The following is a 24655-nucleotide window of genomic DNA, read 5'->3' as shown; positions in this document are numbered from 1 at the left end:
TTCCGGTCAGCGGACGACCACCGCCTGACGCGTGACGACGGTCCCCCCGGCTTCGAGTCGGACCACATAGACGCCTGCCGCCAGCGCGGCGCCGAGGCGGGTCTCGTGCCGCCCGGCCGCCCACGGCCCCTCGGCCAACAGGGCCACCTCGCGCCCTCGGACGTCGACCACCGTCAGCCGGACCGAGCCCGCCTCGGGGAGCGCGAAGGCCACCCGAGCCGAGCCGGAGGAGGGGTTCGGCGCCACAGGCTCCAGGACCACTTCCGTCACGGCCCCCTCGGCCGAGACCCGCGGCGTGCCAATGCGGAGCACAAATCGGTCGGCCGCGGCCAACCCGTCGGCGAGGTCGTGGAGCGGGATCTCCTCATGAGCGGTCCGTGTGGAGAGGTCGAGCGTGACGCTCGACCGGGTCCGCACGTCGGTCTCGGTGCCCGTCGCGAGGTCCACCAACACGACCGGCAGCCCTGCTGGGAGCGCGCTCGCGTCCCACGCCAGCGTGGCCCTCGCCGCCGTCCCGCGGGCCTCGATGGCGAGCGGGATCTCGGCATCGGCGAACGACCGCACATCGGTCCCGACGAAGGCGCCACCGACGCGCGTCCCGATCAGGGCGTACGCCTCGGCGGGTACCTGGAGCTTCTCCACGTCCTCCTCGGCGTCGAACCCGTCGCGGGCGCCTTCCTCGAAGCGGATGGAGAGGGCGCGGTCCGCGACCGGGACGCCCTCCGCATCGACACCGGACAGTGTGAACCGAAGCCCCGGCGTCGGTGCCGTCCGGGGCGTCGAGGTGGGGGCGGTCGCAGAGAACGGGATGCGCAGGGTGCGCAGGCTCCCCGAGACCCGTGGGCCCTTCGCCCGAACGCGGAACGCCTCCCACGGGCCGATCACACCGCTCGCCTCCTCCCACGTCCGGGCGACCGGGTCGTAGGTCCAGACCGGGCTGGTGGGGCTCAGGTTGTCGGCGCCATCCCACGTGGCGAGGGTGCCCAGGTCGAGCGGTACGCCGAACGGGTTGGCGAGCAGGTTCATGCGGCTCCCGCCGGTGTCGAGCACGATCCGCACGTCGGTCTCGTTGGCCGGCCGGCCGGTGCCGAGCGAGAACGGACGCGGGACCGAGACCGAGACGGTGGGGTCGCCCGCCTCGCCGTCCACCATCTGCCACCGGAACGCGTGGCCGAGGCGGAGGGTCTCGCCCGCTCCGGCGGAGGGCACCCAGTCGCCCGTTGTGGCGTCGTACCCAGTGTAGAGGGTCACCGGCGTCGCCTCGGGGAAGTAGCCGGGCACACCCTGGACGAGGTTCTGCGCGGCGAGGTCGTCCACGGTGAGGCCCTCGGCGGGCGGGCCGAGGTAGCGCGCCCCGGCCGGGCCGTCGATCACCGTCGCGATGCGCGCCGGGTTGGCCGCACACTCGGCCAGGTTCGGCACGTCGACCGTCGTAAGCGTGGTGTCGGTCGACGCCCAGGATGGAGTGAGCAACGAGAAGGCCTCCGCCTCGACGCTGAACTCGCGAGCCACGCGGGGCTCCCGGCCGTAGCGGTTGCGCTCCTCGATCGGGTCCCGGTCGATGGCGTACACGTAGCGGCGAGTGCGCGAGCTGCTCACGTTCTCGTGGTATTTCCAGCGGGCCGTCTGGGCGCCGCGCCAGTGCCCGCCGTCCCTCATCCGGCGGTACGTGTACAGGCGTCGGTTGAGGAGGTCGCTGGAAGGCGGAGCCCCGGCGAGGTAGGCGCTCTGATCGGTGCCATCGAGGGGAAGGAGTGGCTGTGCCGCGCCGGGAACCTGACCGAGGAGGGTCGGCAGCACGTCGAGGTACCACACCGGGTGCTGGATCGTGCGCGTGCCCCAGGCGGGGTACCACACCACCGACGGCACCCGGACGGCCCCCTCCCAGCTCTGGCCCTTGCCGCCGCGCAGCGCGCCGTTGTCGCCACCGAACACCTCAATGGCCCCGTTGTCCGAGAGGAACCACACCAGCGTCGGCTCGCCCGACGCGCGCACGATGTCCATGATCTGCCCGATGCCCCGGTCCAGGTTCGTCACCATCGCCGCGAATGTGCGGCGCGGCTCCGGCAGGTGGTCGTAGAGCGCCAGATCCGCCGCGGGCGCCTGCAGCGGCGTGTGGGGAGCGGTGAACGGCAGGTAGAGGAACAGCGGCCCGTCGCGTGGTCGGGACAGGATGTCGACGGCCTCCTGCGCGATCAACTCGGTGGTGTAGCCCTCGGTCACCTCCGGCGAGTAGTCGCGCCACCAGTCGAGGCCCTCGCTCGTCTGCCGGGTCCAGTACTGGACGCCGCCGCTGACGGCGCCGAGGAACGAGTCGAACCCGTGGGCGCGGGGGTGCTGGTGGCAGGCGTCGCCGAGGTGCCACTTGCCGACCATGGCGGTCTCGTAGCCGGCGCCCTGGAGGGCCTCGGCGAGGGTCGTCTCGGCCTGGGGCAGGCCGACGGTGTCGGCCATCGTGACGGGCTCGGCGATGCCCATGCGGAGGCCGTAGCGGCCCGTGAGGAGGCCGGCGCGCGACGGCGAGCAGAGCGGCGAGGTGTAGAAGCGGTCCAGCACGATGCCCTCGGCCGCGAGTTGGTCGAGGTGGGGCGTGGCGATCTCGGCGCCGTTGTAGCCGACGTCGCCGAAGCCGAGGTCGTCGGCCACGATCACGATCACGTTGGGCTGCGCGGCCACGCAGGGCGCCAGCACCAGGACGACGGCCAGCGCCGCCAGCATGCGAGAAACCATCCGATATGTGGGGAATGCTGAGGCGAAGGATACGGGCGGCCATTTCGTCCGACACCCGGGTGCCGGCTCCATCGCGTCCACTCCCGGCGAAAACCAAAGAGCCCCGCCGACGGCGGGCGTCAGCGGGGCTCATCGAGGACTCCGGCGGACGTGCTAGCGCACGACCACGGCCTGACGCGAGACGACCGTGCCGGCCGCCTCCAGGCGGACCAGGTAGACGCCCGCGGCCAGCGTACCGCCGAGGCGGGCCTCGTGGCGACCGGCGGCCAGCGGGCCGTCCACCAGCACGGCGACCTCGCGGCCCCGCACGTCGACCACTGAGAGGCGCACCGCGCCCGCCTCGGGCAGCGCGAACGACACGCGCGCCGAGCCCGACGACGGGTTCGGGGCGATGGCCGTCAGCTCGACGGCGCTCGGCGCAGCCTCAGCCGACGCCGTGCCCGAGCCGATCCGCAGCACGAATCGGTCCGTCGCGGCTGCCCCGTCGGCGAGGTCGGCGTTCGGCACGTCGGCGAGCGCCGCGCGCGGGGCGACCGCGAACTGCACCGACGACTGCGACCGGACGTCCACCTCCTCGCCGGTCACGAGGTCCACCAGCACCACCGGGAGGCCGACGGGCAGCGCCGACGCGTTCCAGGAGAGCGTGAACACGGACTCGGTGCCGCGAGCCTCGACGGCCAGCGGGATCTCGGCGTGCGTGAACGGACGCACGTCGCGGCCCACGAACTGGCCGCCGACGCGGGCGCCGATCAGGGCGTACGCCTGGGCGGGCACCTGGAACTTCTCGACGTCCTCCTCGACCGAGAACGCGGCCTGGGCCTCGTCCGAGAACGACACCGTCAGGGCGCGGTCGCCGATCGCCATGCCGTCCGCATCCGTGCCCGAGAGCGTGAACGCGATCTGCTCGGCCGGGGCCGTGCGCGCGGCGAGCAGCGGCGTGCTCGGCGACGGGATGACGAACACGCGCTGCTTGTTGGGCGAGGTGCCCTTCGAGCGGACGCGGAACGCCTGCCACGGCGCGACCGAGGGCGCGCCCTCGACCCACGCACGGGTGACCTCGTCGTAGGTCCACACCGGGGTGCCGGGCACCAGGTTGTCGGCCCCCTGCCACGACGCGATGCTGGTCAGGTCGAGGTCGTAGCCGAACGGGTTGGCGAGCATGTTAAACCGGCTCCCCTCGGTCTGCAGACGGACGCGCACCGGCGACGTGTTGACCGGCCGCGTGGTCGAGACCGTGAACGGCAGCTTCACCGACTGGCTAATGGCCGGGTTGCCCGCCGTGTTGTCGTACATGAACCAGCGGAACGCGAGGCCCGGCTGCAGCACCTCGCCCGTCCCGGCGGACACGACCCACGAGGACGTGGCGGCGTCGTAGGACGTGAACAGGTTGGCCGGGTCGGCCGACGGGTAGTAGCCCGGCACGCCGCGCACGAGGTTCTGCGCCGCGAGGTCGTCCACGGTGACGCCGTAGGCCGGCGGGCCGAGGAAGCGGTACCCGGAGGTGCCCGTGATCAGCGAGTTGACCACGCCGGTGGCGCTGACGGTCATCGAGACCGGGATGGTGACCGACGCCAGGGCGGGGTCGTTGGTCGTCACCACGAGGTCGCCGGTGAAGGTCCCCACGGGGTAGCCAGTCGCGTTCATGGACAGCGTGATCGTCTCCGAGAGGCCCGCGCCGATCGTGCCCGTGGCCGGGGTCCGGGAGAGCCACAGCGAGGGCGCGCCGAACCCGGCCTTGAACTGCACGTCATTGGCGGAGGACGCCGTCGCCGGGACCGGGTTGCCGTTGGTCACGAAGTACAGCGCACCGCCCGAGTACGGGTTGGTGCCGCTCGCGAACAGCATCCGGGTGTTGTTCGTGGCGCCGGTGCCGGTCAGGTCGAGGAACCACGTGTAGACCTGGCCCGACGTCACCGTGAGCGGGGTCGGCAGGTTGATCTGCAGGTAGTACTCGGCCGACTGGTTGGTCGCGGAGAATGGGACGGCTGCCAGCTGGGTGCCAGTCGTGCCCGCGCCCTGGTACACGCGGAGCGTGCCCGTGAACGTGCTGCCAGGGGTGGCCCCCGCGAAGATGGCCGGCGAGATGCTCGTCAGCGTGCCCGTGCAGGGCGTGGTGAAGCTCTGGCCGAGCTCCTGGCCGCCAGCCTGAGCCACCGTGAAGTTGGTCCGCGAGGCCTGGATCAGTTCCTGGCCCGCCGTGCAGGCGTTCGACACCGGGGTGCCGGTCTGGTCCTGGACGTTGCGGAGCGTGACCGCGTACTGCAGGTCGAGGGCGCCCGGCGCCGCCGTGTTGGACAGCGTGACGGCCTTCGACACCGACCCGCCGACCGGGACGGTCGCGCTGACCGAGGCGGTCGCGGTCGCGAAGGCGGGGTTGTCCAGGAACGAGTCGTCGATCTGGATCCGCGGGTAGCGCGCCGAGGGCGTGCCCGCCGCGATCCGGATGCCGCTGACCGTGAGCCGGTTCAGCAGCTCCGCCGGGGTGGCCGTCGGGTAGCGCTGCTTGAGGATCGCGAAGGCGCCCGCGACGTGCGGAGCAGCCATCGACGTGCCGTTGTAGGACGCGTAGGCGTTGGTCGGGATCGACGAGGTGATCGCGGAGCCCGGCGCGAACAGGTCCATCCACGGCGCGATGTTCGAGAAGCTCGACACGCCGTCCGTCTTCGTCGTCGAGCCGACCGTGACGGCCGTCGAGATGCAGCCCGGCGTGCCGGTCGCGTTCTGGTACCCGTTGTTGCCCGACGAGATCACCGTGGAGACACCGACCGACAGGAGGTTGTCGATGATCGTCTTGCGGGAGTCCGAGTCACACGTGGCGACGTTCTGCCCACCGCCCAGACTCATGTTGGCCGAAACGATGTTGCGGCCCTGGTTCACGACCAGGTCGTAGACGTACTCCAGGCCCAGGATCTGGTCCGTGTTGTAGGACAGCACGCAGGGCGTCCCGGCCGAGCCGCAGTTCGCCGTCGTGGTGAACCCGGAGAACACCTGCACCGCGACGACGCCCGCGCCCGGCGCGACGCCGACCAGCGGCCCGGAGGCGCCGGTCTGGTCGCCCGCCGCGATGCCGGCCACGTGCGTGCCGTGATCACAGCCGCTGCCCCAGGTGGTCGCGCTGCAGTTCACACCTGCGCCCGTACCGGTCTGCGAGGCCTGCCCGTTCGGGCAGAGCGAGACCGAGGGCGCCGTGCCCGTCGTCGAGAAGCACCCTTGAGCGACGACCTTGCCCGCGAGGAACGGGTGCGAGCTCTGGACGCCGGTGTCGAGGATGGCGACCTCGTACCCTGTGCCGTCGTAGCCCATCGCGTGCGCGGCGGTCGCGCCGACGAGCACCGTGCTCTGGTCGAGCATCGGGGATGCGAGGCGCGTGTCGTCGGCCGGGACCGGGAGGTCTTCCTGGATGTTGAGCACCTCGGGGAGCGTGCGGAGACGGGCGAGGTCGGCGCCGGAGACCGTCACGCCGAGGGCGGGCGTGAACCGAAACGCGACCACGTTGGCGGGGGCGTCGAGACCGGCCAGCAGCGAGGCCTGCGCCCGCTGGATGCCCTCCCGCTGCGCCTGCGCGGCCAGGGAGGTCTGGAAGCCCTCCGGCGCGAACGGGACGTTCAGCGTCACGATGACACGGACCGATCCGGTCTGCGCGGCCTTCGCGGCGAGCGCGTCGAACGTGCTGGCGCTGCCGTCGGCGAGGGGGACGGCGACCTGGGCCTGCGACGGCGCGGCGAGCGCGGCGAGGACGCAAAGCGCCAGAACTCGGTAGGGAAGGTGCATTGAGTGCGTAGTAGGTGAGGTGGGCACGGCAGCCAGGCCGACGCCCAGGGGTGGGGAAACCGAACGGCAGGAGACGCAGAGCGCTGGCTCTGCTCGACCCGCCTCTTCATCCAGCACGACCAAGCGCTTTCGAGCGCGAACGACCTCTTTCGCCGAGGCTTCGGCTCGGCGCGCCGACGATACATCGCGCTCCCCCCCAACGCCCTTCACACGACGGCCCGAGCACAACATTCTCCGCGCCCCGGGGAATGCCCTACTCCTCACCCGGCTCTGAGCATGTCCGCGCCCAGACCGCAGCGCGCGACCACGTCCGCCCCGTGCCCCACGCCCGCGCATACGGTCCTCTCCCCTGCGCGTCTCGCCGACGGCCTCACGGGCGGAAGGGGACCGACGATGCCGGGTTGGCGCGCCACCACCGCCTGACGCGAGACGACCGTCCCGGCCCCCTCCAGGCGGACCAGGTGGATGCCCGCGGCCAGCGTGCCGCCAAGGCGGGCGGGCCGGGGATCCCCCCAGAAATCGACGGATCCCATCGGATACGGCCAGTGCGAGAGAATCCCGACACGCCGCGCCGGAAGCCCTCCCGTATCCTCTCCGACCCTCTCGACTGCCTTTTCCCATGTCTGACGCTCCCGACCTCTACCCCGCCTCTGAGGCCTTCCGCGCCCGCGCTCACTACGCCTCCCCCGCCGACTACGACGCGATGTACCGCCGATCGGTCGAGGACAACGAGGGCTTCTGGCGCGAGCAGGCCGAGCGACTGGACTGGTTCACGCCCTTCGAGACCGTCAAGGACGTGAGCTTCGACCCGGACGACGTGCACATCCGCTGGTACAGCGGCGGGACGCTCAACGCGTGCCACAACGCGCTCGACCGCCACGTCGCCGCCGGGAAGGGCGACCGGACCGTGTTCATCGCGGAACCCGATGACCCGGCGACCCAGGAGGCCCGCCACATCACCTACGCCGATGCGCTCGCCGACGTGCAGCGCATGGCGAGCGTGCTCAAGGACCTGGGCGTGACGAAGGGCGACCGGGTGATGATCTACATGCCGATGATCCCCGAGGCGGCCTACGCCATGCTGGCGTGCGCCCGCATCGGCGCCATCTTCTCGGTCGTCTTCGGCGGCTTCAGCCCTGAGGCCATCGCGGGACGCATCCGCGACGCGGACGCCGAGGTGGTGATCACGGCGGACCAGGGACGCCGCGGCGGCAAGACGATCGCGCTCAAGGCCAACGTAGACGACGCACTCGTCAAGCTAACGGGCGACGGGCCCGCCGTCCGTCATGTGCTGGTCGTCCGCAACACCGGCGGCAACGTGCAGTGGCACGAGGGCCGCGACGTGTGGCTCCACGAGGCCAGCGCCTCCGCCTCGGCGGACTGCCCGTGCGAGCCGATGGACGCCGAGGACCCGCTGTTCATCCTCTACACGTCCGGCTCGACGGGCACCCCGAAGGGCGTCGTCCACACGACGGCGGGGTACTGCGTCTACACGAGCCTGACGCACGAGGTCGTGTTCGACCTCCACGACGACGACGTGTACTGGTGCTCGGCCGACGTAGGCTGGATCACGGGCCACAGCTACATGGTGTTCGGGCCGCTCTTCAACGGCGCCACGCAGGTGTTCTTCGAGGGCATCCCGACGTACCCGGATGCCGGGCGCCTGTGGGAGGTGGTTGCGAAGCACGGCGTCACGATCCTCTACACCGCGCCGACGGCCATCCGCGCGCTCATGGCCAGGGGCGACGCCTTCGTGACGGCGCACGACCGCTCCAGCCTGCGCGTGCTCGGCACGGTCGGCGAGCCGATCAACCCGGAGGCGTGGCGCTGGTACCACGAGGTGGTGGGCGAGGGCCGCTGCCCCATCGTCGACACGTGGTGGCAGACGGAGACGGGCGGCATCATGATCTCGCCGCTGCCGGGGGCGACGCCCCAGAAGCCGGGCTCGGCCACGAAGCCGTTCTTCGGCATCCAGCCGGAGGTCCTCGACGCGGACGGGAACGTCCTGGAGGGCGAGGCCGAGGGCATCCTCGTCATCACCGACAGCTGGCCCAGCCAGGCGCGGACGGTCTACCGCAACCACGAGCGGTTCGTGAACACCTACTTCACGGCCTACCCCGGCACCTACTTCACCGGCGACGGCTGCCGCCGCGACGCCGACGGCTACTACTGGATCACGGGCCGCGTGGACGACGTGATCAACGTGTCGGGGCACCGCATGGGCACGGCAGAGGTCGAGAGCGCGCTCGTGCTGCACGAGGCGGTCGCCGAGGCGGCGGTGGTGGGCATCCCACACGACATCAAGGGGCAGACGATCTACGCCTACGTCACGCTGGGCGCCGACCATGCGCCGAGCGAGGACCTCCGGGCGCAGTTGCGCCAGCACGTCCGCACGGTAATTGGGCCCATCGCGACGCCGGAGTTCCTGCAGTTCGCGGTGGCAGGCCTGCCGAAGACGCGCTCGGGCAAAATCATGCGCCGCATCCTGCGCAAGGTGGCGACGGGCGAGCACGACAGCATCGGCGACACGTCGACGCTGGCGGAGCCGGAGGTGGTGGAAAAGCTCATCACCGGGCGGCGCGGTCGGCCGGAGGACGACGGGGCGTACGAGTAGGAGCGGCTGGCTCTGCCCGCCTCGGGGCCGAGGCGGGCAGAGCCGGCCTCCACGCTTTTCATCCTGAGCGTCAGCGAAGGATCTCAACGGCGACGTTCTGAGCCGTCGGCACCGGTCCCGGTGGGCGCGGAGTTCGAGTTGAGATCCTGGCTGCGCCGACCTTCGGTTCAGGATGACACTGCGGGAGAGATGAGTCGGGGAGTGTCGTCCCCTCCGTCTCGGTGCGTCGACCGGGCTCCCGAGGCGGGCGGGGTCAGTCGGCGGGTGCGTCAGTCAGCGTCTTGCCCATGCGGACGAGCGGGACGGGGGCCCCGCCCCGGTCGTCGACGACGTGCTCGATGGGGGTGTAGCCGCAGGCGCGGTAGAGCGGCTCGCCCGCGAGCGTCGCCATCAGCTCGGCGCGGCGGAAGCCCTCGGCACGGGCGGCGGCCTCGCACACGGCGAGGATGCGCCGTCCGACCCCGCGTCGCGTGTAGTCCGGGTGCGTGTACATGGCGCGGATGCGCGCGGCGTCCCTGTCCGGGTCAAGGAGTGCGGGGCTCCGGCCCGGCGAGGCGTCGCCGCCGTAGAGCGTCGCCCGGCGGCTCCACCCGCCGCAGCCCGCCAGCGCCCCGTCGATCTCCACCACGACGTACGTGCCGTCCTCGATCAGCAGCGTGTCGATGCCCATGAGGACCGTGCTCGCCGCGACCTGTCGGGCGTCGAGGAATGGCGTCTGGAGTTGGGCGATGGCCGCATCGGCGAGCGCGCGGAGGGCGTCGAGGTCGTCGGGGCGAGCGAGGCGATGCGTCATGGCTGAGCATGGTACGTCGCGCCGATCCTCCTCTGGCGACCGCGGGTCTATTCTGGCGCCTCCTCGCTTCACCCTCATGCTCGACTCCCGCCACCTCCTCTGGACGCTCTCCCTGCTCGTCACGGGCTGCGCGAGCACGTCCGCCCCGCCGCCGACCGCAACGCGCGCCTCCTCTACCGTGTCCGTCGCACCGATGTCCCAGCGCTCGGCCATCGTCTCGCAGGCCGATGCCCGCCGCGACGACGCGGACTGGGGCGCGTTCTACACGTACTTCGAAGGCGGGAGCTATGGCGCGCGGGACGCGCTGGCGGGCGTCGCCGTGATCGACCCGGGCCAAGAGATCCACCCGCCCCACGAGCATGCCGAGGAGGAGTACCTGATGGTGCTGGAGGGCACGGGCACCTGGCACCTCAACGGCGAAACCCGCGCCGCGGAGGCGGGCGACCTGCTCTACGCCGCGCCGTGGGACGTGCACGGCATCACCAACACGGGCACGGAGCCGCTCCGGTTCGTCGTCTGGAAGTGGGGCGCTCCGGGTGTCGCGGCACCCGAGCGACCGGAGTAGACTCGCGGCTGTGCATCGGAGCGTTCGCCTGCGTATGCTCGCGACGTCCCTCCTCGCCCCCATGAGTCCCGAGCACCACTGGCGCGCCCAGGTCCGCCGCATCGCGATCCTGCTGGCCGTGTGGGCCGTCGTCGCGTTCGGCCTGTCGATCGTCGGCGCCGAGGCGCTGAACCAGATCTCGTTCGGCGGCGTGCCGCTGGGCTTCTGGATGGCCCAGCAGGGCTCCATCTTCGTGTTCGTGGCGCTCATCTGGATCTACGCCTGGACGACCGACCGCGCCGACGCCCGGGCCGGACTGGTCGAGGACGACACGCCCCCCCCCGCCGACCACTGACCCACCCCGCCTCGGCACCGAGGCGGACACCCCACGCGACCGAGACATGGGAATCCAAGAGTGGACCTGGGTGACCGTCGGCATGACGTTCGCCGCGTACCTGTACATCGGCGTCCGCTCCCGCGTCGGCACCACGAGCGGGTTCTACGTCGCCGGGCAGGGCGTGCCCGCGATCGCGAACGGCGCCGCCACCGCGGCCGACTGGATGAGCGCGGCGTCGTTCATCTCGATGGCCGGCATCATCGCCTTCCAGGGCTTCGACGGGAGCGTCTACCTGATGGGCTGGACGGGCGGCTACGTGCTGCTGGCGCTCCTGATCGCGCCGTTCCTGCGGACGTTCGGCCAGTACACCGTGCCGGACTTCGTGGCCGAGCGGTTCGACTCCAAGACGGCGCGGCTGGTGGCGGCCGTCGCGGCCATCTTCGTGTCGTTCACCTACGTCGCCGGGCAGATGGCGGGCGTCGGCGTGGCCTTCAGCCGGTTTCTGGAGGTGCCGTTCGAGGTCGGCGTGGGGATCGGGATGGCCATCGTGGCCTTCTTCGCCGTCCTCGGTGGGATGAAGGGGATCACCTACACCCAGGTGGCCCAGTACTGCGTGCTGATCGTGGCCTACACAATCCCGGCCGTCGCCATCGCGCTGCTGCTGTTCGGCAACCCGATCCCCCAGATCGCCATCGGCGAGGCGCTGCCGCTGCTGGACGGGTTGCAGGCGGACCTAGGGCTCGACCCGTACTCCAGCCCGTTCGTCAACACGGACATGCTGAACGTGATCTGCATCACGCTCTGCCTGATGGTCGGCACGGCGGGGCTGCCCCACGTGATCGTCCGCTTCTACACCGTCAAGAACGCCCGCGCGGCGCGGTGGTCCGGCTTCTGGGCGCTGCTGTTCATCGCGATCCTCTACACGACCGCGCCGGCCATCGCCATCTTCGCCAAGACGGCCATCCTGCAGCAGTACGTGGACCTGGGGCCGACGGCGTTCCTGGCGCAGCCGTGGGTCCAGAGCTGGGCCGCGACGGGTCTGATCGACACGCAGGCGATCGGGGCCAGCGGGGGCGATGTGACGGCGTTCCTGGGCGCCATCAACCGCGACATCATCGTGCTGGCGACGCCCGAGATCGCCGGCCTCGGCGCCTTCATCGTGGCCCTGGTGGCGGCGGGCGGGCTCGCGGCGGCGCTGTCGACGGCGTCCGGCCTGCTGCTCGTCATCTCGTCGAGCCTGGCGCACGACATCTACGGCAAGCTCATCAACCCCGACGCCGACGACGCGCAGCGGCTCAAGGTGGGCCGCTGGATGATCCTGGTCGCGGTCGTGTTCGCGGGTGTGCTGGGGATCTACCCGCTCGGGTTCGTCGCCGAGGTGGTCGCGTTTGCGTTCGGGCTGGCGGCGGCGAGCTTCTTCCCGACCATCGTGCTGGGCATCTTCTGGCGCCGCGCCAACCGCCAGGGTGCCATCGCCGGGATGTCGGTCGGCCTGGCGTTCACGTTCACGATGATCGTGCTGATGCGGGCGAGCGTGATCGCGCCGGACCTCTTCCCGGAGCCCATCATCGAGTCGTTCCTCGGCATCAAGGCCCAGGGCATCGGCGTCGTCGGGATGCTGCTCAATTTCGCCCTCACCATCGGCGTGAGCCTGGCGACGCCCCCGCCGCCGCCGCACGTCCAGCGGCTGGTCGACCGCATCCGGACGCCCTACCGGGACGCCGCGCCCAACGCCTAGCCGATCTATCCATGTCCCTCGACCGCCTCTTCCTCGACGAGTCCCAGGCCTTCTTGCGCGGCGAGTGGCTGCCCAAGATCGAGGCGGCCCTCGACGTGCTCGGCGACGACGGCCTGTGGTGGCGCCCCAATGACCGCTCCAACAGCGCCGGGACGCTGTGCGTCCACCTCGCGGGCAACGTGCGCCAGTGGATCGTCGCCGGGGTGGGGGATGCGCCCGACGTCCGGGACCGGCCCGCCGAGTTCGCGACCACCGGCGGCCGGTCGCGCGCTGCCGTGGTCGCCGACCTCCGGGCTGCGGTCGACGAGGCCTGCGCGGTGCTCGACACCCTCACCGAGGCGGACCTGCTCGCCACGCACTCGATCCAGGGCGGCACGCCGACGGGCCTCCACGCGGTCTACCACGCCGTCGAGCACTTCGCGATGCACGCGGGCCAGATCGTCTGGATCGCCAAGGCCCGCGGCGACGCCGACCTCGCGTTCTACGACGACGCCGATGGTCCGCTGCCGAAGCGCCGCTGGATCGCCACGCCCGGCGGGCCGCTCGCGCCCTAGCCCGCCTCGGTGCCGAGGCGGGAGCACTCGCCTACCCGGCCTTCGTCCCGGACGCGACGTAGAGGTCTCCGCCGAACTGCGCCGGGTCGGCGGGCAGGACCTCGCGGGAGAAGTCGGCGCACCGGGCCTCCAGCGGGCGCCACACCTCCCGCGACAGGTCGGCCCGCGCCACCAGCTCGACCGAGCGCGTCTCCTTGGTCCGCTCGGCGGCGTGGACATCGAACAGCACGAACCGCCCACCCGGGCGGAGCATCTCGAACAGCCGCTCGAAGGCGGCCTCCCAGTCGGGCAGCGCCGTCAGACCGAGGGCGCACAGGACGCCGTCCACCCCCTCCACGCCGAGGCGTGCGGGGCCGGCCTCCGCTGCGTCCGCATGGACCAGCGAGACCGTGTCCCACCCGGCACGGTCGACACGCCGCTGCGCGCGCCGCTGCATGCCGCGCGACGCATCGACGCCGATCACAGTGCCCGACGGGCCGACCGCCGGGACGAGGAGGTCGAAGCTCTGGCCGGTCCCGCACGGCAGGTCCAAGACGCGGGCGCCCTCGGTCAGGTGGAGCGCCTCGACGGCGGCAGGCCGGAACGGCGCGTAGAGGTCTTCGAGGGCGCGGTCGTAGACCAGCGAGAAGAGGTCGTACCACATGGGCGTCGGGGCGGCTCCCCCTGAGATACCCACACTGCGCTCCCCGACCGCGCCGCCCGTCCGTCAGTCCGCCTCGGGCGCCCGACGCGTCCTCCGCCATGCCAGGACCACCAGCCCCACGACGCCGGTGACGACGCAGACCCCGTGGAGCACGTCCAGACCGACGACGCGGTACAGCGGGTTGTCTGCGGTCAGCGGCAGGAAGGGGCGGATGTCGGCGTGCATGATGCCGTCCAGGAGCGAGTGGCTGAGCCCACCCAGCGCGCCGCCGAGGAGAGCGGGGCCGGTCGCTCCCGCGGGGCCGCGCCATCGTCGCCAGCGCCCGACCCAGGCGGTGCCGAGACCGACGGCCAACCCCACCGCGAGCGCCATCCCGACCGTGTGGAGCGTAGCATGGACGGGAAACCGGCCCGTGAGCAGGTTCACAACCGACTCCACGTCGATGACGACGTTGGCGCCCACGAACGCCGTCAGGGAGACAGCCCGTGGCGCGACGGCCTTGAGCAGCACGCCGGGGCCGACGTGGTAGGGCGTGACAGGCATCGTCAGTCAGCCCGCAGCCGTGCCGCCAGCCCCGACGTGCGACGCTGGCTCTCGCGGACGGCGTGCTCCACCTCGGCCGCCTCGCCGAACACGGTGACGGACGCCTTCGCGCGCGTCGCCGCCGTGTAGAGGAGTTCGCGCGTGACGAGGGTCGCGCCCCGCGTGCCGGGCTCGGGCAGCACCACGCCGACCGCCTCGAACTCGGAGCCCTGGCTCTTGTGGACCGTCAGCGCCCATGCCGGCTCGTGGGCCGGAAGGCGCGAGAACGGGACCGGCTCGCGCCCGGCGAAGACCACGACGCGGTCCTCCCCCCGGCCCCAACACACGCCCACATCGCCATTCTTCAGGTCGGTGTCGGGGTCGTTGACGGTGACCAAGACCGGACGACCGCGGTACACGCGCGGTCCGTAGGGACTCCAGCGGATTCGCCTCTCCGCGCGCAGGGCCTGTTCGATGGCGGCGTTCAGCCCTTCGACCCCTCGCGGCCCACGGCGGACGGCGGCGAGCAAGCGGAACCGGTCGAGCACCGCCAGCGCCGCCTCGGGCGTCGGCGCTGCGACTGTCTCGCGGGCAAACGGGAGCGCCCAGGCAAGGGCTTCGCGAGCCGGCTCGTGTTCGACCAGGGCGAGGGCATCGCGCTCGCGCAGCGCGGCGAGCGAGGCCTCGACCTCCCCCTCACGGACGGCGACGGCGAATGTGCCCACGTCGGACTCGGCGGTGAACCGGCGGCTCTCCGTCAACTCGACGACCGAGGCCGACAGCGCGGAGGCGGTGCCGGACGTGGGGACGCCCGACAGGCCGAGCCGCGCGCAGAACGCCGCGAGGTCGGTCGGCGCGGGTCCCGTCCCCTCGCTCACGAGATCCGCGAACGTCGTGCCGACGCCGACCGGCGGAAGCTGGTCCGGGTCGCCCAGGACGACGAGCGCGGCGTCGGGGCGAAGGGCGGCGAGCAGAGCATCGAACAGGCGGAGGTCGACCATCGAGCCCTCGTCCACGAGCACGAGGTCGTGGGGTAACGGGCTCCGCGCGTCGTGGCGGAAGCCCGCGCGTTCGGGGTGAGCCCCCAGCAGCCGGTGCAGGGTGACCGCCTCGACCGGGACCGCCTCGGCGAGACCCTCGGGGAGGCTGGGGAGCGCGCTCCCGATGCTGTCGGTCAGCCGGGACGCCGCCTTGCCGGTCGGGGCGGCGAGCGCCACCCGCGCGGCGGGACGGTCGGCCAGAACGAGGGCGAGCAGCCGGGCCGCCGTGTAGGTCTTGCCGGTGCCCGGCCCTCCGGCCACGAACAGCACGCGCTGGCGCAGCGCGGCCGCCGCCGCGAGGGCCTGTCGGTCCAGCCGGCCATCCGCCCGAGGCGGAAAGAGTCGGCCGAACGCGGCCCGGGCGGCCTCCGACGGCGCCTCGGTGACGGGAGCGAGGCGGCCGAGGACAGCGCGCGCGACGCGGCGCTCGGCGTCCCAGTGGCGGCGCAGCGCGAGCCGGTCGCCGTCCCACACCAGGGGGCACCCCGCATCCGGTCCGCCGACCGTCGGGCTGGCGTCCAGGTGACCGCGCCACACGTCGAGCGCTGGCATCTCGGGAAGCCCGCGGAAGGCGCTCCGGCTGTGCTCCTCCTCGGGGAAGGTCTCACCCGCGTGGTCAACCAGGGCAATCCCACTGTGGCCGTCGCGGGTGGCACGCGAGACGAGCGCCGTCGCCAGCGCCAGCGTCCGCTGACGGGCCGGGTCGGGCGCGGCGTGCTCGGCGTCGAGACCGGCGATCAGGCGGGCCAGGGCGAGGTCGATGGGGAGCACCGCCTCGGCCTCGGCGAGCGCATCGAGGTCGCGGACGACCGATAGAGGAAGCCTACGCATCGGGCGCGAGGAGATGGTCGAGCGCGTCGATGAACGCGGCGGTTGGGCGATGCGTCACGAGCCCGTCGCCGGGGGTCTCCATGCCCCGCAGGAACGCATAGGTCGCGCCGCCGACGTGGGTGTCGTAGGCGTACTCCGTGATGCGGGAGCGCAGGTACCGGTGCAGGCCGTAGAGATAGAGATGGAGTTGGAGGGCATAGTGGTGGGCCTGCATCGTGCCGGTGAGTGCGTCGGGCGTGTAGACCGCCGCGTCGTCACCCAGACGATTGCTCTTCCAGTCGACCACCCACCACCGGTCGCCCGCCAGCGCCACCACGTCCATCTCGCCCACCATCAGGCCGTCGACGGCGTCGCGGCCCAGCGTGGAGAGCGTGTCGGCGTAGGCCGGGCCGAACGGGTCCGAGCCGTGCGCGCGGAACACCTCGGCGAGGGCGCGCGGCGCGACGCGGCCGAGGGGCACCGTGAAGCTCCACTCGGTCCGCACCGCCTCGGCGTCCGCGAGGCGCAGCGGAGTCCCGTCCCTGGCGGTGAACAGCGGGGACTGGGCGACGCGGCCGAGCATCGCGACGACCTCGGCGGACGGGTCCAGGGGCGCGCGGTGGGGTCGCCCTCGCCGATCGAGGCCGTAGGTCTGGAGCCACTCCGTGACCGTGTCGCGGTTGCGCACGGCGGCAGCCTCGGCATCGTCGCCCTCACGCCAGTCGGCGTGTTGCAGGATGCCGTGGAGGCAGGTGCCCGGGCCGGTCCCGGCCGCGAAGGCGTGCAGCCCGGTCGGCAGCACGTCCGTCCGCGTGGTCTCCTCGTCGGCCTCGTCGGAGGCCGCCAGGCCGCTGGTCTCGTGCCCGGTGTCACGGCCCGAGCGGGCCCACGCGCTGAAGCTGGATCGCCGCCAGGCGTCGACGGCGCGCGCGCGTCCCTGCCCGTCGCCCCAGGTGGCGAGGTCGCGGGCGTCGAGGCGGACCGTCGGCGCATCGGCGCGTTCCATCGGGCGTCCGTCCGGCACCGGCGGCTCGACGAACCGGGAGACCGCGCCCTCGGGATCGAGGTCAGTCACGTCCTTCGACACACCCGGCCCTCCCGCCTGCTTGCGCGCCGCCTCCACGTGCGCGGCGAGGTCCCCCTCGTACGGTGCGCCGTGGCCGCTCAGCAGGTACCCCAGGCCCGAGAGCGCGTCGGTCCGCGCGCTGCCCGACTTGACCGGTCCCCAGATCACGTAGCACCGCTCGCGTGCGCGCGTTAGCGTCACGTAGGCCTTCCGGATGTGCTCGGCGAGGTTGTCGACCTGGCGGAGTCGCTCGACCTCTTTCGCCTGGGGCGAGCCCAGGTCGTAGACCACGCCCGCCTCGGTGCGCGCGAGGACGGTGTCCTGCTGCTGGAAGTCGCGCTGGCTGAGCGACCAGAGGTACGGCAGGAAGACGACCTCGTACTCCAGCCCCTTCGAGTTGTGGTGCGTCGTGATCTGGACCGCGTCGTCGTCGCGCTCCAGCCGGATTTCCTTCATCTCGCGCGACGGCAGCGCCTGGTCCATGCGGTGACGGAGCCAGTGGAGCAGGTCCTCGGGCGAGCGGTCGCCGCCGGCCTCGATCTCGTGGAGCAGTTCGGCCGCGTGGCGGAGGTTGGTCACACGCCGCTCACCGTCCGGGCAGGCCAGCATGCGCTCGAAGACGCCCTCGCGCTGCTGCAGGTCGGTGAGCACGTGGAGCACGCCGTAGCGGCGCCACGCCTTCTGCCATCCGCGGAGGCGGGCGGAGAGCGCGGCCACCTGCTTGGGGTCCTCGTCGAGCGCGGCGATCTGCGCGGCAGTCCACCCCCAGGTCTCGGTCGCGAGCGCGGCGCGGAGAGTCCGCTCGTCGTCCGGACGGAGCACGGCGCGCAGGACCAGCTCGATGTCGGCGATCTGGGCGCTCTCGCGCACGTCGTGGGCCTTCGACACGACGGCCGGGATCGCGAGCGCCTGCAGCGCTTCCTGGATGGCACGGATCTCGTACTTCGACGGGACCAGCACCGCGATGTCGCCCGCGCGGAGCGGGCGCTCCGCGTCTCCATCTCGCATCCGTCCCTCGGCCAGCAGGCGGCGAATCTCGGCGGCCACGAGCGGCGGAATGAGGTCGCTCGCCTCCCCCTTGCCCGGCACTTTGTCGCCCCGGGCGGGCATCGGCCACCAGACCAGTGGCGGCAGGTCGCCGTCGAGGAGGGCCGACTCGGCGTGGTGCGGGGCCGAGGCCACGCGGCGGAACGGGATGCCGTCGAACAGGAACGCCCGCGCCGGCCGCTCGAAGATGCGGTTGACGGCCTCGACCAGCCCGGCCGTGCTGCGCCAGTTGGTGCCCAGCGTGTAGCGCCGCGTCGCCTCGTGCTGCGCGCCGAGGTAGGCGTGCACGTCGGCCCCGCGGAAGGCGTAGATGGCCTGCTTCGGGTCGCCGACGAAGTAGAGCGGGTGGCCCTCGAAGGCGGTCCGGAAGATGCCGTACTGGAGCGGGTCGGTGTCCTGGAACTCGTCGATCAGGGCGACGGCGAACTGGCGGCGGATGCCCGCCGCGAGCGTCGGCCCGGCATCGTCGGAGTGGAGCGCGGCGTGGAGCCGGGTGATGAGGTCGTTGAAGGTGAGCTGGCCGCGCCGCTCTTTGATGGCCTCGATGCGGCGGCCGACCTCCAGCACGAACTCGCGGATGAACGCCTGGTCGAGCGCGCCGACGGCCTCGACCACCTCGGTGCACGCGCGGAAGGGCGCGGCCGTCGAGGCGGCGTCGAGCGCGTCCTTGCGGGCCTGGCTCGTCTTCTTGCCGGCCTTGTAAATCCCCTCCGTCGTGCACGTCTCGACGGCCGGCAACGCGTCCAGGTCCTCGCCCCGCGCGAACGCGCCGACGCGAGCGACCAGCGCTGCTGCCTCCGGGCCATCGAGCGGCGCGCTCTTGTTCCATTCGACCTCCGCCAGCGCGTCGCGGACGGCCTCGGCCGACCACGTCGCGGCGAGGGTGCCCATCGCCTCCCCGAGGCGGGCCTGCGCCTCGACGAGCGACGGCGTGTCGGGCAGGATGCGGACCGACGGGAAGTCGGCGGTGTTCTTGTGGTGCTGGATCAGCACGTCGGGCGTTCGGCCGCGCGAGACGGCGAGGGCCGCCAGCAGCGGGTCGCCGTGCGTCAGGCAGGCCCAGGCGTCGGCGGCGGCGCGGGCGCGCAGGGCGTCGCTGTCGGAGTCTTCCACGAACTCCATCTCGAAGGGCGTCCCGCTCTCGAAGGCCGCCTGCTTCAGGACGCGCTGGCAGAAGCTGTGGATGGTGAACACGCCCGCCTCGTCGACGCGGTCGAGGGCCGCGAGCAGCCGCCCCTCCGCCTCGGACCGGTCGAGCAGGGGGCGGAGCGGGTCGACCAGAGGCAGGTCGCCCGCCAGCGGCGAGGTCTCCGGGATGGACTCGTCGCGGGCGACGGCGAGGGCCACGCGCAGGGCGCGGCGGATGCGCGTCCGCAGTTCTTCCGTGGCCGCCTTCGTGAAGGTGACCACGAGCAAGCGACGCAGGTCAGGGAGCCCGCCGGGCGTAGTCGCCAGCCAGTCGCCGTCCAGCACCAGGCGGAGGACCAGCCCGGCGATGGCGAACGTCTTGCCCGTCCCGGCGCTGGCCTCGACCAGAGTCCGACCGGCCTCGACGGGAGTGGCCCAGTACTCGAATGGCGGTACGTCGTCTTCCGTCCCGCCAGGAGCTGCGTTGGCCAAGCCAGCCGGGTCACTGAGGCCGTCGCCCCGTGCGTCCGCAGCCGGTGTGGTGAACGGCTCGTCGCCGAAGAGGGAGGCCTGGCTCATGTCGGCACCCCGTCGCGCTTGTAGGTCAGCAGAGGCGCCCAGAGGCAGAGCGCCCACTTGGCGAAGTGCTCCTCGGGGACGAACGGGTCCTCCCGGCCTCGGGTGGCGAGCGCGACGTAGATGTCGGCGTCGTCGGTGAAGTCGTTCCAGGCGTCGGAGAACTGGCGGCGGGCCTTGCGCATGGCGCCCTCGTGGGGCTCGAACGGCTTCTGAGCGGCTCCTCGGTCGAGAACGCGAGCCGTGAAGTCCTCCCACGAGCTCCGGCTGAGGGCCCCCACGTACGCCTCCGAGGCCTTCTCGTAGAGCGGGAGCGAGCGGTCATGAGCCCGGCGGTACCCGCGGACGAGCGCCTCGAGCAGTTTCTGCGCGTCGTCGGCCGCGACGGGCTCGAAGTGGAGCGCGGTGTCGCCGATCCCGAGCACGCAGGTCACGGCCGGGCGCACCGTGCAGAGCGCGAGGTGGTCGATCCAGGCCTCGACGGTGTGCTTGCCGCGCACCTTGCCAGCCCGGTAGCGCAGCGCCCCCCGATCCCCCACGTCGGCGATCGTGCCCACCACCCGCACGGGCCCCGCTTCCGCACCCACAGCCAGCGGCGCCGTCGGTCCCCACGCGCGCACCGCCTCGGCGACCGGCCCGACCTCGTCGATGGCCCGGCGGAGCCAGGACGCACCGGGCGCACCGCCGGGCAGCATCCCGCCTCGCTCGATGCGAGCCGCCAGCGCCACGGGGTCGAGGTCATCGAGGAGCCCCTCCAGGACGGCCGCGCGGAGGTGGTACCGCTGCAGGTTGTCGAGAGTCACCGGTTCGTCGTCGCGTACGGCGTCCTCGTCCAGGTCGAGCGAGACACGCAGACGACGGCGCACGACGTGCTTGCTCGGGTTGACCCAGACGCCGGTGAGGTCGCGGAGCGACACGGACGCCAGATCGTCGCCGGCAGGAAGCCGCTGGTCGGGGCGCAGGAATGGGGTCGGTGGCTCCGCCTCGGCGCCGCGGACGCGGTGCTGGGCAGCGTAGCTGGCGAGCGGCCCGTCGGGCGTGAAGTAGTCGGCCGCGAACGGCTGGAGGCGGTGCCGCACGACGAGCCGGTCGGGGTCCTCGACGTGACGCCGGACAGCGTCCAGGAAGGCGTCCAGGCAGACGGAGGCCGCGCGCTCGGCGTTGTCCTTCTGGCTCCGCCCGACGTGGCTCAGGATCAACCGGTCACGAGCCGAGAGGACGGCGTCGAGGAAGAGTTGCTTCTCGTGCTCCCGCGGCGACGCGTCGCCCGGCTGCGGGGCGTGGACGATCAGGTCGAAGCCCGGCGCCGTCTCGGGTCGTGGCCACACGCCGTCATTCAGCCCGAGGAAGGCGACCACCCGGTGTGGGGCATGGCGGAGCGAGAGCGGATGCGCGACCGTGACCTTGCCGGTCAGGTACGGCTCGCGGCGTTCGAGCCGGCCCGCGGCGCCGTCGAGGTGGGAGCGGATCGTGCGGAACGACACGTCATCCTCATGGCCGACGAGGTCTCGCAGCCGCTCCAACCCGAGGGCCTCGCTCCGGAGGAACACGACCGCCTCCAACTCCTCGTCCTCCCGCGCGTCGAAGACGCCATCGAGGAAGTTGAGGATGCGCCCGGGCCAGTCGGCGAGGGGGGCCGGGCGGTCGATGGCGTCGAGCGCTGCGAACAGCGCCTCGGCCCACTCGCAGAAGCGCCCGAGCAGTTCGGGGTCGACGGACGCCGCCTCGCATGGCAGGTGACCCAGCACGAGCCCCCCCTCCGCATCGCCCGTCATCACACCGAGCAGGAGCCGGTCGAGGCCGAAGCGCCACGTATGGAGGTCGTCCTCGGGGAGCCCGAAGCGCGTCTTGCGCTCGGCCGTGAGCCCCCAACAGACACCGGACTCGGTGATCCAGGACCGCAGCCGGGGCAGTTCGTCGGCGTCGATCCCGGCGGCCTGCCGAACGGCCGGTGTGCCCAGCAGGTCGAGCAACTCGGAGGCCGTCACACGGCCCTCGTGGAGCCGGAGGACGCGGCTGAACGCCTCGACCACACGGAGCGCCGGAGCGTGCGGGTGCTCGACGACGTGATAGGGAATCCGCAGGTCCGGCGCGGCGTCCTCGGCCCCGAACACGGCGTCCACCAGCGGGGCGTACCGGTCGAGGTCCGGGACGAGCACCAGCACGTCGCTCGGCCGCAGCCCCTCCACCTCGGCGAAGGCGTCGAGGAGCGTGTCGCGGAGCGCCTCCAGTTCGCGTCGCTCCGAGTGACAGTCGTGGATGCGGATCGAGCCGTCGGCCGGGACGGTCGTCGTGGGCGTCGTGTCCGACGCGAGGGCCGTCTGGAGATGGTGGAGCGCCGTCGGCGACACCCCGAGATCGGAGACGGGGAGCGACTCCCTGGGTACGTCTCCGAGCCCCCCTGTCACGGCCCAGTAATCGCGCGTCCGTCCGGCGAGGGCACGGAGCAGGGGGTGCGCATGGCTCTCGCCTCCTGCCGCGTCGCCAGGGACGACCGCATAGACCGTCACCGGAACGTGGTGGGCGAGCGCGTGGAGCACGCGGAGGTAGATCGGCGGGAAAAGCAGTGCCCCGAAGACGGAGACCCGGACCTCCGGGAACGTCTGCCGAAGGGCCTCCTCCGGATCGGCCAGGGCGTCGAGCAGGGCGAGCATCTCGCTGGCCCTGTCCCGGCTGCCACCCGCATCGGCCACGAGTCGCCGCCACAGTTCGGCTTGCCAGACCCCGTGGGCGAAGTCGGCCGGGGGCGCGGTGTCGCGAGCCCACCCCGCGAGCACCTCCGGGCGGTACACCTGATAGTCGTCGAAGAGCGTCGCCAGGCGCGTCGCGAGCGGCATCGTCTGGCCGTCCGTGCGGTCCAAGTAGGCGCGGATGGGGGCCCACACCGGCTCGTCCGGAAGCGTCCCGAGCAGGGCGTCGAGGCGCCACGCCAGCGGCCCCGAGTCGAAGGGGTGCTGAGCCTGGGCCGCCCCCGCACCGGGCAGGGCCCGCGCGAGCGTCGTCGCCACGCCACGCGGGGACTGCAGGTCCAGGCTCGCGGCGACGCCGAGGCGGTGAGCCAGCGCCCGCTCGACCCACTTCCGCAACCCGACGTTCTGCGCCACCACGATCGTCTCGCGCGCCAGCGGCGGCAGCGGGTCGGCCTGCATGGCGTCGGCCATGCGGTCGAACAACGGCTCCAGCCGAGACGCCGTGACGACGCGGAAACCGGGAGAGGACGTGGGCACAGATGAACGAAGAGATCCGGCCCAAAGCTAGCCCCGGCCGACCTCCCACCTGGCGCCCCCGCTCCCTACCGGACCTCCGCGACCGCCTCCGCCTCGGCGAGCGTCTGGACGTGGTCGAGCACGCGCCCGTGGATCCGGTGCAGGACCGCGTCCGACCACAGGCGCCAGTAGCCGGACGGCCAGATGTGGTGCCGGTACCACGTGGTGCCTTCGAGGCGCGTGCCGCCGTCCGGGAGCGTCGTCAGCAGGAACTGGCCGCGCTCGGAGACGAAGTAGCCGTTCAGGTGGGGCGCGTGGATGTCACCGAACAGGCCGCGCTCGCGCATCGGCGCGGGTTGCTCCAGCACGTCGAAGGCGAGGCGGCGACCCGGCTCCCAGACCGTGATCGGCTCCACGAAGGCGCCCGTCGTGAACTCGCACCGGCGGACCGCCCCGACACCGGCCCCGTCGATGGTCGCGCGGATCGGGTACGCGATGCCTGTGTCGAACACCCAGTCGTCCGGCGCGGGCAGCTCCGAGAACTCGACCACGTGCCGCCAGACGACCGCCGGGGGAGCCGCCACCTCGACGGCCGTCGTCACCGGGATCAACGGGGCGATGGGCGGGGACGCGGCCTCGACGCCGATCAGGGCAGGCACCACGCCGACTGCCCACAAGGCGGGCTGACGCCCCATCCCGCCACTCGAGAACAGGTGCCCGAACACGCCGCCGAGGGCCGCCAGCACGCCCCCGATGGGCGCCGCCATCACCAGGCAGATGGCCCCCTCCAAAGCCACCACCGCGATCCCGACCGCCAGCAGCGCCACTGCGAGGCACGCCACGCCGACGCTCTCGCCCATCGTCCGCGGTCCGTGGACGCCGTGCAGCATGGCCGCCGTCATGCCGAGGCCGAAGGGGACGCCGACGAACAGGCCCCAGCCGTACGACTCCAGCCCGGCCGCGGAGACGGCCACCAGTCCCAGCGCGCCGACGGAGGTCACGCCGACCGCGAGCGCTGCGCTGCCGAGAGAACTCTCCGGCACGACGCGCTCCAGCCACGTCGGCGCGTGATCCCCCTCCGCCTCGTCCAGCGCGTCGTCCGGGACGAATGAGAGTGTCGCGAACAGGACCAGGTTGAGGACCGGCACGAAGAACAGCACCACGAGCCACGGTGGCAGCCCGACCGTCCGCAGGCGGCGTACCGTGAGCCACGTGCCGACGGCGATGAACGGGAGCGCCATCGCGACCAGTGCCAGCGCGTACGTCTGCGTCTCCGGCGTCAGCGACAGGATCCGGCCCGCGCCGGTCACGTCGAGGTAGCTCCACAGGTCCCACGGTCGCCCGAAGACACCCTCGCTCACGAGCCGGTCGGCGAGGTACTTGATGGCGAACAGCCCCAGCCCGGCGCTGAGGTACGCGCCCCGCGTGATGGGGCGCCGGAAGAGGGCATCGAGGGAGGCCATGCGCGGAGGTTTCAGTCCAGACTGAAACATAGAGCACGACGCGACACCCGCGACCTCCCCGGCAGAGGCGAGT

General features: G+C 72.3%; 14 protein-coding genes. 5 read left to right on the top strand and 9 right to left on the bottom strand.

Annotated elements, in window-relative coordinates:
* Window positions 1–6: 6 nt before the first annotated feature.
* Both B1759_RS13980 and B1759_RS13975 read right to left on the bottom strand, forming a co-directional pair.
* On the bottom strand, window positions 7–2730 hold the full coding sequence (locus tag B1759_RS13980) for a sulfatase-like hydrolase/transferase (protein WP_158225264.1): 2724 nt from the start codon (window positions 2728–2730) through the stop codon (window positions 7–9).
* 153 nt (window positions 2731–2883) lie between these two features.
* The gene (locus tag B1759_RS13975; RefSeq protein ID WP_095515675.1) at window positions 2884–6501 is read right to left on the bottom strand and encodes a S8 family serine peptidase; all 3618 of its coding nucleotides are present in this window, start codon (window positions 6499–6501) and stop codon (window positions 2884–2886) included.
* A 619-nt stretch (window positions 6502–7120) separates the two neighbouring features.
* On the opposite strand from B1759_RS13975, the gene acs reads away from it, so the two are divergent.
* A complete protein-coding gene (acs, locus tag B1759_RS13965; RefSeq protein ID WP_095515673.1) occupies window positions 7121–9115 on the top strand; it encodes an acetate--CoA ligase in 1995 nt (664 codons plus the stop codon).
* 253 nt (window positions 9116–9368) lie between these two features.
* On the opposite strand, the gene B1759_RS13960 is transcribed toward acs, so the two are convergent.
* Window positions 9369–9908 (bottom strand): GNAT family N-acetyltransferase, encoded by a 540-nt coding sequence (locus B1759_RS13960; RefSeq protein ID WP_095515672.1) that lies wholly within the window; start codon window positions 9906–9908, stop codon window positions 9369–9371.
* 76 nt (window positions 9909–9984) lie between these two features.
* Here B1759_RS13960 and B1759_RS13955 point away from each other — a divergent pair, with 76 nt between their 5' ends.
* The 4 genes from B1759_RS13955 to B1759_RS13940 all read left to right on the top strand — a co-directional run bounded on the left by B1759_RS13955 (window position 9985) and on the right by B1759_RS13940 (window position 13081).
* Window positions 9985–10473, top strand: coding sequence for a cupin domain-containing protein (locus B1759_RS13955; protein ID WP_095515671.1), 489 nt, complete (start codon window positions 9985–9987; stop codon window positions 10471–10473).
* Between the two features lie 61 nt (window positions 10474–10534).
* Window positions 10535–10807, top strand: a complete 273-nt coding sequence (locus tag B1759_RS13950; RefSeq protein WP_095515999.1) for a DUF4212 domain-containing protein — start codon at window positions 10535–10537, stop codon at window positions 10805–10807.
* Between the two features lie 46 nt (window positions 10808–10853).
* On the top strand, window positions 10854–12527 hold the full coding sequence (locus B1759_RS13945) for a sodium:solute symporter family protein (protein ID WP_095515670.1): 1674 nt from the start codon (window positions 10854–10856) through the stop codon (window positions 12525–12527).
* A gap of 11 nt (window positions 12528–12538) precedes the next feature.
* Entirely contained in the window at window positions 12539–13081 is a 543-nt protein-coding gene (locus tag B1759_RS13940) for a DinB family protein (RefSeq protein ID WP_095515669.1), read from the top strand.
* 31 nt (window positions 13082–13112) lie between these two features.
* On the opposite strand, the gene B1759_RS13935 is transcribed toward B1759_RS13940, so the two are convergent.
* The 6 genes from B1759_RS13935 to B1759_RS13910 all read right to left on the bottom strand — a co-directional run bounded on the left by B1759_RS13935 (window position 13113) and on the right by B1759_RS13910 (window position 24582).
* Window positions 13113–13724, bottom strand: a complete 612-nt coding sequence (locus B1759_RS13935) for a class I SAM-dependent methyltransferase (RefSeq protein ID WP_095515668.1) — start codon at window positions 13722–13724, stop codon at window positions 13113–13115.
* Window positions 13725–13787: 63 nt separating this feature from the next.
* Window positions 13788–14267: a hypothetical protein gene (locus B1759_RS13930; protein WP_095515667.1), complete on the bottom strand. Its 480-nt coding sequence runs from the start codon at window positions 14265–14267 to the stop codon at window positions 13788–13790.
* A gap of 2 nt (window positions 14268–14269) precedes the next feature.
* Entirely contained in the window at window positions 14270–16117 is a 1848-nt protein-coding gene (gene recD, locus B1759_RS13925; RefSeq protein WP_095515666.1) for an exodeoxyribonuclease V subunit alpha, read from the bottom strand.
* Window positions 16110–19916, bottom strand: a complete 3807-nt coding sequence (gene recB / locus B1759_RS13920) for an exodeoxyribonuclease V subunit beta (protein WP_095515665.1) — start codon at window positions 19914–19916, stop codon at window positions 16110–16112. Before recB ends, recD begins: the two co-directional genes overlap by 8 nt.
* Window positions 19913–23140, bottom strand: a complete 3228-nt coding sequence (locus tag B1759_RS13915) for an exodeoxyribonuclease V subunit gamma (RefSeq protein ID WP_095515664.1) — start codon at window positions 23138–23140, stop codon at window positions 19913–19915. The genes recB and B1759_RS13915 overlap by 4 nt, the downstream gene beginning before the upstream one ends.
* Window positions 23141–23205: 65 nt before the next feature.
* The gene (locus B1759_RS13910; protein ID WP_095515663.1) at window positions 23206–24582 is read right to left on the bottom strand and encodes an SRPBCC family protein; all 1377 of its coding nucleotides are present in this window, start codon (window positions 24580–24582) and stop codon (window positions 23206–23208) included.
* Between the last annotated feature and the right edge of the window lie 73 nt (window positions 24583–24655).

The organism is Rubrivirga sp. SAORIC476 (assembly GCF_002283555.1).
GTDB lineage: Bacteria > Bacteroidota > Rhodothermia > Rhodothermales > Rubricoccaceae > Rubrivirga.
The sequence above is the reverse complement of the archived record's forward strand: the minus strand, read 5'-3'. Positions and strand labels throughout refer to the sequence as shown.

Coding starts and splice junctions, on each gene's coding strand:
- B1759_RS13980 (WP_158225264.1), bottom strand. CDS start 2,730: ATGGTTTCTCGCATGCTGGCGGCGCTGGCCGTCGTCCTGGTGCTGGCG.
- B1759_RS13975 (WP_095515675.1), bottom strand. CDS start 6,501: ATGCACCTTCCCTACCGAGTTCTGGCGCTTTGCGTCCTCGCCGCGCTC.
- acs (WP_095515673.1), top strand. CDS start 7,121: ATGTCTGACGCTCCCGACCTCTACCCCGCCTCTGAGGCCTTCCGCGCC.
- B1759_RS13960 (WP_095515672.1), bottom strand. CDS start 9,908: ATGACGCATCGCCTCGCTCGCCCCGACGACCTCGACGCCCTCCGCGCG.
- B1759_RS13955 (WP_095515671.1), top strand. CDS start 9,985: ATGCTCGACTCCCGCCACCTCCTCTGGACGCTCTCCCTGCTCGTCACG.
- B1759_RS13950 (WP_095515999.1), top strand. CDS start 10,535: ATGAGTCCCGAGCACCACTGGCGCGCCCAGGTCCGCCGCATCGCGATC.
- B1759_RS13945 (WP_095515670.1), top strand. CDS start 10,854: ATGGGAATCCAAGAGTGGACCTGGGTGACCGTCGGCATGACGTTCGCC.
- B1759_RS13940 (WP_095515669.1), top strand. CDS start 12,539: ATGTCCCTCGACCGCCTCTTCCTCGACGAGTCCCAGGCCTTCTTGCGC.
- B1759_RS13935 (WP_095515668.1), bottom strand. CDS start 13,724: ATGTGGTACGACCTCTTCTCGCTGGTCTACGACCGCGCCCTCGAAGAC.
- B1759_RS13930 (WP_095515667.1), bottom strand. CDS start 14,267: ATGCCTGTCACGCCCTACCACGTCGGCCCCGGCGTGCTGCTCAAGGCC.
- recD (WP_095515666.1), bottom strand. CDS start 16,117: ATGCGTAGGCTTCCTCTATCGGTCGTCCGCGACCTCGATGCGCTCGCC.
- recB (WP_095515665.1), bottom strand. CDS start 19,916: ATGAGCCAGGCCTCCCTCTTCGGCGACGAGCCGTTCACCACACCGGCT.
- B1759_RS13910 (WP_095515663.1), bottom strand. CDS start 24,582: ATGGCCTCCCTCGATGCCCTCTTCCGGCGCCCCATCACGCGGGGCGCG.